Annotated in this window: 11 protein-coding genes; 3 read left to right on the plus strand and 8 right to left on the minus strand. The window is 69.0% G+C overall.

Annotated features, from left to right (window positions below):
• Position 1 precedes the first annotated feature (1 nt).
• From eda to PK98_RS10160, 7 genes are all read right to left on the minus strand, one after another.
• On the minus strand, positions 2-613 hold the full coding sequence (gene eda / locus PK98_RS10130; RefSeq protein WP_039096794.1) for a bifunctional 4-hydroxy-2-oxoglutarate aldolase/2-dehydro-3-deoxy-phosphogluconate aldolase: 612 nt from the start codon (positions 611-613) through the stop codon (positions 2-4).
• Positions 610-1,602, minus strand: coding sequence for a glucokinase (glk, locus tag PK98_RS10135; RefSeq protein WP_039096796.1), 993 nt, complete (start codon positions 1,600-1,602; stop codon positions 610-612). Before glk ends, eda begins: the two co-directional genes overlap by 4 nt.
• Positions 1,603-1,606: 4 nt before the next feature.
• Positions 1,607-3,421 carry a phosphogluconate dehydratase gene (edd, locus tag PK98_RS10140; protein ID WP_039096798.1) on the minus strand — a complete coding sequence of 605 codons (1,815 nt, stop codon included), beginning with the start codon at positions 3,419-3,421 and terminating at the stop codon, positions 1,607-1,609.
• Positions 3,414-4,847, minus strand: coding sequence for a glucose-6-phosphate dehydrogenase (gene zwf, locus PK98_RS10145; protein WP_039097527.1), 1,434 nt, complete (start codon positions 4,845-4,847; stop codon positions 3,414-3,416). The genes edd and zwf overlap by 8 nt, the downstream gene beginning before the upstream one ends.
• A gap of 154 nt (positions 4,848-5,001) precedes the next feature.
• Complete coding sequence (locus tag PK98_RS10150; protein WP_326998662.1) at positions 5,002-5,829, minus strand: transglutaminase-like domain-containing protein; 828 nt, start codon at positions 5,827-5,829, stop codon at positions 5,002-5,004.
• A 38-nt stretch (positions 5,830-5,867) separates the two neighbouring features.
• Entirely contained in the window at positions 5,868-6,293 is a 426-nt protein-coding gene (locus PK98_RS10155) for a GAF domain-containing protein (RefSeq protein ID WP_039096800.1), read from the minus strand.
• 144 nt (positions 6,294-6,437) lie between these two features.
• Positions 6,438-7,181, minus strand: coding sequence for a GcrA family cell cycle regulator (locus tag PK98_RS10160; protein ID WP_039096802.1), 744 nt, complete (start codon positions 7,179-7,181; stop codon positions 6,438-6,440).
• A 204-nt stretch (positions 7,182-7,385) separates the two neighbouring features.
• Between PK98_RS10160 and PK98_RS10165 the strand changes: the two genes are divergently transcribed.
• Positions 7,386-8,192 carry an ABC transporter permease gene (locus PK98_RS10165; protein WP_052208763.1) on the plus strand — a complete coding sequence of 269 codons (807 nt, stop codon included), beginning with the start codon at positions 7,386-7,388 and terminating at the stop codon, positions 8,190-8,192.
• Here the strand turns inward: PK98_RS10165 and PK98_RS10170 are convergent.
• Complete coding sequence (locus PK98_RS10170; RefSeq protein WP_039096803.1) at positions 8,189-8,608, minus strand: secondary thiamine-phosphate synthase enzyme YjbQ; 420 nt, start codon at positions 8,606-8,608, stop codon at positions 8,189-8,191. The two genes, PK98_RS10165 and PK98_RS10170, sit on opposite strands and share 4 nt — an antisense overlap.
• Before the next feature lie 78 nt (positions 8,609-8,686).
• Here PK98_RS10170 and PK98_RS10175 point away from each other — a divergent pair, with 78 nt between their 5' ends.
• Both PK98_RS10175 and PK98_RS10180 read left to right on the plus strand, forming a co-directional pair.
• Positions 8,687-10,003 carry a DUF2254 domain-containing protein gene (locus PK98_RS10175; protein WP_039096804.1) on the plus strand — a complete coding sequence of 439 codons (1,317 nt, stop codon included), beginning with the start codon at positions 8,687-8,689 and terminating at the stop codon, positions 10,001-10,003.
• Positions 10,004-10,015: 12 nt separating this feature from the next.
• Positions 10,016-10,885, plus strand: a complete 870-nt coding sequence (locus PK98_RS10180) for an HpcH/HpaI aldolase/citrate lyase family protein (protein ID WP_039096806.1) — start codon at positions 10,016-10,018, stop codon at positions 10,883-10,885.
• Positions 10,886-10,891 lie beyond the last annotated feature (6 nt).

Consider the following 10,891-nt stretch of genomic DNA (forward strand, 5'->3'; position numbering starts at 1 on the left):
CTCAGCGGGGCAGGGCCGCGGCGTCCTTCGCCAGCTGCTCGATCTGTTCGGGGGTGCCGCCGCGCGGGGCGACCCAGCTGCCGCCGACGCACAGCACCGGATCCAGCGCCAGCCATTCGGGCGCGTTGTCCAGCGTGATGCCGCCGGTGGGGCAGAACCGCACCTGGCCGAACGGAGCCGCCAGCGCCTTCAGCGCGGGGATGCCGCCGGCCGCCATGGCGGGGAAGAACTTGAACTCGCTGAGCCCCAGATCCAGCCCGCGCATGATGTCGCCGGCATTGGCGATGCCGGGCAGGAACGGCACGCCGCTGCGGATCGCCGCCTTGCCCAGCGGCTTGGTCAGACCGGGGCTGACGATGAATTCCGCGCCCGCGCCGATCGCCTCGTCCAGCTGCTTCTCGTTGGTCACGGTGCCCGCGCCGACGATCGCGCCCGGCACCTTCTTCATGGCGCGGATCGCATCCAGCGCGGCCGGGGTGCGCAACGTCACCTCCAGTACGGTCAACCCGCCGGCCACCAGCGCCCGGGCCAGCGGCTCGGCCTCGGCCACATCGTCGATCACCAGCACCGGGATCACCGGGGCGGTGCGCATCACCTGTTCGATCGGGGTCATGCCTGTTGCTGCTCCTGCTGTGGGTACTGGGACTGGAATGCGGCCACGGCGCCGAACAGGCCGGGCTGCGGATGGACAATCAGCCTGACCGGGATGCCGGCCATCATCTGTTCGTAACGTCCCTTGAAACGGAACCGTTCGGCAAAGCCGCTGGTCGGCAGCAGCTGGCGCAGCCGCAAGCCCAGGCCGCCGGCGATCACCACCGCGCTGCTGCCATGGGCCAGCGCGAAATCGCCCGCCACGCTGCCCAGCGACAGGCAGAACCGGTCCAGCGCCGCCACCGCCAGGCTGTCGCTGCGCTCCAGCGCGCGGGTCCAGATGGTGCGGTCGTCCAGATCCTGCGGATCGCGCCGCTCCAGCGTGGCGAGCGTCTGGTAGATCTCGCAGATGCCCGGCCCGGCCACGACGCGCTCCACCGACACACGCCGGTGGCGGGCCCGCAGCCGTTGCAGGATCAGGTCGTCGATATGGTCCATCGGCGCAAAGTCGATATGGCCGCCCTCGGTCGACTGCACATGGTAACCGCCGCCTGGCAGCCGCAGGAAATGCGCCACCCCCAGCCCGGTGCCCGGACCAATCACGCTGACCGTGCCGCTCGTGGGCAGATCCGCCTCCGGCCCGCAGACCGTGACGAACTGGTCCGCATCGGCCCGCGCCACCGCATGGGCAACCGCACCGAAATCGTTGATCACGGTGACCCGGTCGATGCCCAGCTGTTCGTCCAGCGCGCCCGTATGCAGCACCCAGCTGTTGTTGGTCATGCGCACGGTGCCGCCATTGACCGGGCCGGCGATGGCGATGGCAGCGGCGCGCGGCGCCTGCCGGCCGATCCGCCGCTCGAACTCCTCCCACGCGGTCTGCAGGCTGGCGAAGTCGCTGGTGCCCAGCGTCACCGGTTCGTCCAGCACGATGCGGCCATCCGCCTGCAGCCGGGCCAGCGCGAAGCGCGCATTGGTGCCGCCGATATCGACTGCGACAAGCTCCGTCATCTGCCTACAGCCCGGCCATCGCCAGCATGGCGGTACCGCCCTTCTCCGCCTCGTCCGCCCCGTGGCGGAACATGGCGAACAGCTCGCGCCCGGTGCCGCTCTCGGACGGGGGCGTGGGCGCATCCTCGCGCAGCGACAGGTCGGCCGTGGTGCCGAGCGTGCCATCCTCCGCCGACAGCCGCACGATGTCGCCGTCGCGCAGGCGCGCCAGCGGGCCACCACCCAGCGCCTCCGGGCTGACATGGATCGCCGCGGGTACCTTGCCGCTGGCGCCGCTCATCCGCCCGTCGGTGACCAGCGCCACGTTGAAGCCCCGATCCTGCAGCACCCCCAGCACCGGGGTCAGCTTGTGCAGTTCGGGCATGCCGTTGGCGCGCGGGCCCTGGAAACGGACCACGACCACCACGTCGCGCTCCAGCTCCCCGGCAGCGAAGGCATCCGCCACGGCCTTCTGGGTGTGGAACACGCGACACGGCGCCTCCACCGTCCAGCGGGACGGATCGACCGCGCTGGTCTTGAAGCAGCCGCGGCCCAGATTGCCCTGCACCAGCACCATGCCGCCTTCCGGCTGGAACGGCGCGCTGTGCGGGCGCAGGACCTCCTCGTCGCCGGACGGGCCGGGATCGCGCCAGGCCAGCGTCTCGTCGTCGAGCCATGGCTCCTGGGCGAAGGCGCCCAGATCGTCGCCGAATGTCGTCATGATGTCGCGGTGGAGCAGGCCCGCATCGAGCAACTCCCGCACCACGAAGCCCAGCCCGCCGGCGTTCTGGAACTGGTTCACGTCCTTTGCGCCATTGGGATAGGCGCGCACCAGCAGGGGCACGGCCCGGCTCAGCTCGGCCATGTCGTCCCAGTCGATCAGGACGCCGGCAGCGCGGGCGAAGGCGGGAATGTGCAGCGCGTGATTGGTCGAACCCCCGGTGGCCAGCAGGCCGACCACGGCATTCACCACCGAACGTTCGTCCACGCATTCGGCCAGCGGGCGATAATCGCCGCCATCGCGGCCGATCTCGGCCAGCCGCTGGGTGGAGGCGCGCACCAGCGCCTGGCGCAGCGGCGTGCCCGGATTGATGTAGGCCGCGCCGGGCATCTGCAGGCCCATCATCTCCAGCATCATCAGGTTGGAATTGGCGGTGCCGTAGAAGGTGCACACGCCCGGCGAATGATAGCTCCTGGACTCGCTCTCCAGCAGCTCCGCGCGCGTCGCCTTGCCCTCGGCGTAAAGCTGGCGGATCCGCTGCTTTTCCTTGTTGGCGATCCCCGTCGGCATGGCCCCGGCCGAGATGAACAGCTGCGGCAGCCAGCCGAAGCGCAGGCCGCCCATCAGGAGGCCGGGCACGATCTTGTCGCACATGCCCAGATGCGCCACGCTGTCATACATCGCATGGCTGAGGCTGACGGCGGTGGACAGCGCGATCACGTCGCGGCTGAACAGCGACAGTTCCATGCCGTCCGTACCCTGCGTCACGCCGTCGCACATGGCGGGGGTCGCGCCGGCGACCTGGCAGGTGGCGCCCACCTCCCGCGCCCAGATCTTCATCTGCGGCGGATAGGCGGCGTAGGGCTGATGCGAGGAAATGGTGTCGTTGTAGGCGGTGATGATGCCGATGTTCGGCCCGCGCATGGTGGCGATGCTCGCCTTGTCCTCCCCCGCGGCGGCGAAGCCGTGGGCGAGGTTGGAACAGGGCAGCGCCACATTGCGGTCGCGGTGCCTGTCCCCCTCCTCGCGCATCAGCGCCAGATAGGCGGCACGGCTGGCCCGGGACCGTTCGATCACGCGGTCGGTCACGCGCTGGATTGCGGGATGCAGGTTACTCATGCCAGCTCACTCCATCGCGTTCGGCCAGGGCGATCGCCGCGCTCGGCCCCCAGTTTCCCGCGCTGTAGGTCTTGGGGGTCAAGCCCTCTTCATGCCAGCGGCTGCGGATGCGGTCGATCCAGGCCCATTGCGCCTCCACCTCGTCCCTCCGCACGAACAGGGTCTGGTCGCCATGGATCAGGTCCAGCAGCAGCCGTTCGTACGCCATGCGCCGTTCCAGCCCGCTCAGCGCGTCGGGCATGGAGATGTCCAGCGGGATCTCGCGCAGTGCCATGCCCTGCCCCAGGCCCGGCACCTTGGCCATCAGCGTCAGGGTGACGTCCTCTTCAGGCTGGATGCCGATGACCAGCCGGTTGGCCTTCAGCTTGGCGCCGGCGAAGATGGAGTGCGGCACGGGGCGGAACTGGATCACGATCTCCGTCACCCGCTCCGGCATGCGCTTGCCCGTGCGCAGGTAGAACGGCACGCCCTTCCAGCGCCAGTTGTCCACATGGGCCTTGATCGCGACAAAGGTCTCGGTGTCGCTGTCCTTGCCCAGTTCCTCGTCATATCCGGGCACGATCTTGCCGCTGGACGCGCCGCCGCGATACTGCCCCGTCACGCTCTCGCCCGCGGCGACCGGCCGCAGCGCGCGCAGCACCTTGACCTTCTCGTCCCGCACGGCGCCGGCATCGAAGGTCACGGGCAGCTCCATCGCCACCAGCGCCAGCAATTGCAGCATGTGGTTCTGCACCATGTCGCGCAGCGCGCCGGTCTGGTCGTAGAACTCCGCCCGGCTCTCCAGCCCCACCGTCTCGCCGACGGTGATCTGCACATGTTCGATGTGCTGGGCGTTCCACAACGGTTCGAACATGATGTTGCCGAAGCGCAACGCGATCAGGTTCTGGACGGTTTCCTTGCCCAGATAATGATCGATGCGGAACACGCGTTCTTCGGGGAAGGCGGCGGCCACGGCATCGTTGATGTCGCGGCTGCTGGCCAGATCATGGCCCAGCGGCTTTTCCAGCCCGATCCGCGCGCCGTTACCGTTGAGCCCGCAATCGGCCAGGCCCTTGATCGTCGCTTCGAACAGGCTGGGTGCGGTGGACAGGAAGATCGCGACATCGCCGTTACCGTCCTGCCGGACCTTGTCGGCCAGTGCATGGTACCCTTCCGGCGTGGTCGCATCCAGCGCCTGGTAGGTCAGCCGGCCGAGGAAGGCTTCCACATCGCCGCGTCGCGGTTCGGGCAGGAACTTCCCGATCGCTTCGCGCGCCAGGTTGCGGAACGCGGCATCATCCATCTCGGACCGCGCAGTACACACGATCCGCAACTGTTCGTGCAGCAGCCCGTCCGCATCCAGCGCGCAGAGCGATGGCAGCAGCATGCGCTGCGCAAGGTCGCCGGTGGCGCCAAACAGCACAAGTGTTTCGGCAGCCGCCTTCATCGCGATATTGCCCCGATGGCTGTTCTGGCGTGCATCCGCGTCTCCCGTGCTGGCGGTTGCGCTACAGCCCCGTGCTGCGATGCGCAATGCCGCACCGATCATCTATGCAATCGATTGCATAGTCCCGCAACCCGGCTGTGGACGCAACAATCCGTCAGTCGGGTGCGGTCACCGCTACGGTCTTGTCCTCGAACTGGGCGGCGCCGAATGTCGTCATGAAGCTGACATCGGCCGCGTCACGGCCCACGCCGATCTTCACGGTCTGCGCCGGATCGGCCATCGCGGTCGCATCCAGGATGTGCCACGCGCCGCCACCCGGGATGCTGGGATCGGCCAGGAACACCTCGGCCACGGCATGGAAGTCCTGCGGCGTCACGCCGGGGGCATAGCAGCTGACGAACCGCGCCGGCACCGCGCTGGCGCGGGCCAGCGTGATCATCACATGGGCATAGTCGCGACAGATGCCGCGGCGCTCCACGAAGGAATCCATGGCGGTGGTGGTCGCATCGCTGCTGCCCGGCACGTAGGAGAAGTTCTGCGCCACCCAGTCGCGCATCGCCACCATGCGCGGACCACCGGTCAGATGGCCGAACTCCGCCTCCACGAAAGGCTGGAAACGGTCAGCAGGGCAATACCGGCTGTCGAACAGATATTGCACCGCTTCGCCCGGCAGATCGTGCGGCTCCAGCCGCTCCAGTTCCGACAGGTCGGCCAGCATGCGGTTGACCTGGACGCGGGCACGATAGTCGACCTCGTACAGCCCTTCGCTACGCAGCCAGATCCGCTGGCCGATATTGTCCTGCGCCGGAATGCGGGCGAGATGAATCGCCTCGCTCATCTGGCAGTCGCAGGACAGGATTGTCTGTTCGGGGATGGCGGCGGCCTCGAACTGCAGCAGCACATCGCAAGGATCGTGCAGGCTGAAGCTGAACCGGGCGGAGATGTCGATGGGCATGATGCCTGGCCAACGCCCGTCCGCCATGGCGGTTTCGCGCCGGCGAAAAGTACCGCGGGCAAGCGTCAGTCAGGTTGGCCCGTCATGCACAGGCCGGCCGCGACACCGGCCAGCTGCTGCAGGACGCCCAGTTCCTCGCCGGAAAGCGGCCGTTGCGCGCCGTCCATGGCCGCCAGGGTGCCGATGCGGCGCCCGGCCCGGTCGCGCAAAGGCAGGCCGGCAAAGAACTGCATGCCGCAGGCCCGCGCGGCAAGCGGGTCGGCGAGGCCGCCCGGATCGCGCATGGTCGCGGGAACCGGCATGTCGATCCCGCCGCGCAGGGCCCAGGCGCCGTCCGCATCCGGCAGGCTGACCAGCGCCAGCTCGCAATCGAGATAATGTTGCAGGAAGCGGGTCAGATCGCCCAGCGATTGCAGATTGTCCAGGCCCAATACCGCCACGCTGGCGAAGGCCCCTGTCGCGCTGAAATCCTGATGTGCGATGTGACCCATGCTGGTGCCCCTGTCCCCGTTGGCACCATTCTAGGTAAGCGCGATCTTGCGCACCATTCAGGGAAGCCCCCTAGCCTGCACGCCGCGCTGATACGCAGAAACCGCTACCGCCCCGGGGCAGCCGGAGCCGCCCCGGGGCGCGGGTCAGCGGACGCGCGGACCGCCGAAGGGCAGCGGCGGGGGTGGACGGCGCGCACCACGGGGCAGCTGTGCCTGATAGGCCCGGCCGCAATGTTGCACGCAATAGGGGAAACCGGGGTTCACCTTGTCGCCGCAGAAGTGGAAGTCGGCCTCGCCCGGATGACCCATCGGCCAGCGGCACACGCGATCGTTCAGGTCCAGCAGGCTGGTCTTGTCGGCGATGTCCGCGCTCGGCTTGGCCGGCACCAGCCGCCGCGGCGGGGCAGGCGGAATGGGTGCCTGCTGATCACCCGGCCCCTGCCGCAGGAAACCACCCGGCCCGACCGATACGATGCGTGGCGTGGGTGCCGCGGGCGTGACGGGGGCGGCGTCGACCTCCTCCTCGTCATCATCCTCGACAGCTTGCGGCCGGGCAGAGGGCGTGGGCACCGGCGCAGAGGCGCGCGGCGCGGCGACGGGGGCCGCCTGCGGCTGGACTGCGCGATCCGCCGCGACCTCCCGGGCCTTGGCCGCAGGGGCCTCCGCTTCGGTGGTCACCGCCTCGGCAGGCTTGGCCTCGACCGCCTTTTCGCCAGTCTTCTCGTTCGCCTTCACGGGCGAAGGGCGTGACTTCAGTCCCAGGCGATGCGCCTTGCCGATCACCGCATTGCGCGACACGCCGCCCAGCTCGTCCGCGATCTGGCTGGCGGTGGACCCGCCTTCCCACATGCGGGTCAGGGTACTGATGCGTTCTTCGGTCCAGCTCATCGTCAATCCGCCGTCTGTAATCGTGTGTCGTCAGGGCAGGACACAGCCTGCCACGATCCCCGTTGCTCCACCGGTGCTTGCCATGCGCCGCCGGGGCCGATAGGCGCCGGGCCCATGGCCGATACCATCCGGAACGCCGCCCAGGGGGAACGGAAGCCCGACCCCGCCACCGCAGCCGCCCTGCCGGCAGGAAACTTCCCGCCGATGGGACAGCCCCGGATCACCGGTATCAACCGGATCGGGCTGTGGGCACTCTATATGAAGGAGGTGCGCCGGTTTCTCAAGGTGCAGACACAGACTGTCTGGGCACCGGCCGTCACCACCCTGCTGTTCCTGATCGTGTTCACCGTCGCCATGGGCCGGGGCGACCGGCTGGTGCTGGGCGTGCCCTTTGCCAGTTTCGTGGCGCCGGGCCTGATCATGATGGGCATGATGCAGAACGCCTTTGCCAATTCGGGCTTTTCCCTGCTGGCGGGCAAGCTGCAGGGCACGATCATCGACATGCTGATGCCCCCGCTCAGCGAGGCGGAGCTGATGATCGGGATCATCGCCGCCGCGCTGACCCGCGCGGTGATGGTCGGCTGCGCCCTGGCGCTGGCGATGGCGCTGTGGCCGGGCGTGTCGCTGTCCGCCGCGCACCCTTGGGCGATCGTGTGGTTCGGCCTGATGGGCTCGACCATGCTGGCGCTGGGCGGCCTGCTGACCAGCATGTGGGCGGAAAAGTTCGACCACAACGCCGCGGTGACCAACTTCGTGGTCGCGCCGCTGACGCTGCTGTCCGGCACCTTCTACGTGGTGCATGACCTGGCGCCGGCGTTCCAGACGATCAGCCGGCTCAACCCGTTCTTCTACATGATCAGCGGTTTCCGCTTCGGCTTCCTGGGCATCAGCGACATCGGCGACACCAATGGCGCGGTGATGGGCGCGGCGATCGGCGTGGGCGTGCTCAACATCGTGCTGGGGGCGATCGCCTATGCCCTGCTGCGCAGCGGGTGGAAGCTGAAGAGCTAACCCTCGCCGACCACATGCGCCACCACCTGCCGGCGGTGCGGCGCATGGCGATGCTCCGCCAGGTACAGCCCCTGCCAAGTGCCCAGCAGCATGCGCCCGTCCGCAACCGGGATCGTCAGCGACGGCCCGGTCAGCAGGCTGCGCAGATGGGCGGGCATGTCGTCCGGTCCTTCCTCGTCATGCTCGTAGCCGCTGCCCTCCGGCGCCAGCCGGGCCAGCCAGCGCGCAAGGTCGCGTCGCACTGCGGGGGAGGCGTTCTCCGTAATCAGCAATCCGGCGCTGGTATGCCGGCATAGCAGGCTGACGAGGCCGGTGGCGATGCCGGTGCCGGCCAGCCAGCGGGCGACCTGTGGCGTCAGATCGGTGAAGCCGGTGCCGTTCGTCGGGATCGTGAAGGTGGTCTGCGCCTGCTGCATGGGACCGCCATAAGGCACCGGCAATCTGCTGCACAGGCGCGGCATGCCCGCCTGCCCCGCTCGCGCGTTATCCGGCGCATGAGCGAAATGCGCTGGCTATGGTCCCGGCTGACCGGCAATTACTGGTTCTTCCCCACGCTGTTCGCCGTTGGCGCAACAGCGCTGGCGTTCGGCATGCTGGCGCTGGATCAGGCCGGCTTTGCGGAGTTGCTGAACGGCCAGGACCTGATCGTGCCCGCGCGCCCGGACAGCGCGAGCACCATGCTGTCGCTGATCGCCAGCTCGATGATCGGAGTGGCAGCAACGGTGTTTTCCATCACCATCGCCGCGGTCGCCTATGCCAGCGGCAGCTATGGCCCGCGTCTGCTGACCAATTTTATGCAGGACCGCGGCAACCAGTTGAGCCTGGCGACCTTCATCGGCACCTTTGTGTACGCGCTGGTCGTGCTGCGATCCGTTCGGGCAGCGGACGAGGCGACCACCAGCGCACAGAATGCCGCGGCCACCGCCCTGCCCGGCTTCGTGCCGCAGCTGTCGCTGCTGGTCGCGTTCGGCCTGATGGCGCTGTCCGTCGGCGTGCTGGTCTATTTCCTGAACCACATCCCCGATTCGATCCGGATCAACACGGTGCTGCGCGGCATCGGGCAGGCGCTGCTGGACGAGATTGCCGAGCTGCACCCGCGCCTTGGCGGCGGGGAGGAAGGGCGGGACACCCGATCCGGCGCACCGGTGCGTGCCCGGCGCGCCGGGTACATCCAGTTCATCGACTTCGACGATCTGGCACAGGCCGCCCGCAAGCATGGCAGCTGTCTGGCCATGGAGGTCAGGACCGGCGACTTCATCCACGCGGGCATGGTGCTGGCGCGGGTGGTCGACGGCCCGGGGGATGACGCGATCGCCGATGCCGTGCGCCACTCCCTGACCATCGGTTCCGCCCGCACCCCGGCGCAGGATCCGCAGTTCCTGCTGGACGAGCTGGTGGAGATCGGCCTGCGGGCGCTCTCGCCGGGGATCAACGACCCCTTCACCGCCATCACCGCGCTGCACTGGGTCGGCGCGGCCACGGCCGACCTGGCGCAGCGTGACCTGCGCAAGGTGGTGGCGGAGGAGGCGCCCGAAGACCGCAGCGTCATACCCCTGGCGGACGATTTCGCGCATTATCTGGCGCGCGGCTTCGGCGTGATGCGCTCCGCGGTGGCGACCAGCCGGCCCGCCGCGCTGGTGATGCTCGATTCGCTGCGCAATGCCGCCGGCGCCATCGATGATGAAGGACGAACCGGGTTGCTACAGCGCGAGGGCGACCGGCTGCTGGAGCAGGCGCGGCTGGAGCTGGAAGGGCCGGACCTGCAGGAGGTTGAGGCACGCCACGCCTTGTTCGCCCTCGCGCTTCGCTGATAGATGCCGGCGATGACACACGTACAGACCGGTCCGACGACGACACGATCATGGCTGTTCGCCCCGGGCGACAGCGAGCGCAAGCTGGCCAAGGTCGCGACATGCGGCGCGGACGTGGTGATCGTCGACCTGGAAGATGCCGTGGCCCCGCCGAACAAGGCGCGGGCGCGGGGCCTGGCTTCGGAATGGCTGGCGGACCATCCGAACGCCTGGGTCCGCATCAATCCCCTTTCCTCCGACCTGTGGCAGGATGACCTTGCCGCAGTGCTGCCCGCCCGGCCCGCCGGCATCATGCTGCCCAAGGCGGCCGGGCCGGTGGAGGTGGCGCAGCTTGCCGCCGCGATCACCGATGGCGCGGGCACCGACGCCGCGATCGGCATCCTGCCCCTGGTCAGCGAGACGGCCGCTGCGGCGCTGACCATCCCCCTCTATGCCGCTGCCACCCCGCCCCGCCTGGCCGGGCTGACCTGGGGGGCGGAGGATCTGTCGACCGTGCTGGGCGCCACGCGCAAGCGTGACGAGCGCGGGTTCTGGACCGATGCTTTCCGCCTGATCCGTGCGCAGGTGCTGCTGACCGCCCATGCGGCAGGCGTGGCACCGGTGGACACGCTGTTCGCGGATTTCCGCGATCTTGCCGGCCTCGCCCGCGTGGCCGCCGCGTCCTACGCCGACGGGTTCGCCGGGATGCTGGCGATCCACCCCGATCAGGTGGCGATCATCAATGCCGCCTTCACTCCCACCGCCGGGCAGCTGGCCGAAGCCCGCGCAATCATCGCCGCATTCGCGGCTGACCCCGGCGCGGGCGCGGTGCAGCTTGACGGGCGGATGCTCGACCAGCCGCATCTGGTCCTCGCCCGACGCCTGTTGGCACGTGCCGAATGAACAGGC

The sequence above is a fragment of the Croceibacterium mercuriale genome, from assembly GCF_000802385.1.
GTDB classification, from domain to species: Bacteria; Pseudomonadota; Alphaproteobacteria; order Sphingomonadales; family Sphingomonadaceae; genus Croceibacterium; species Croceibacterium mercuriale.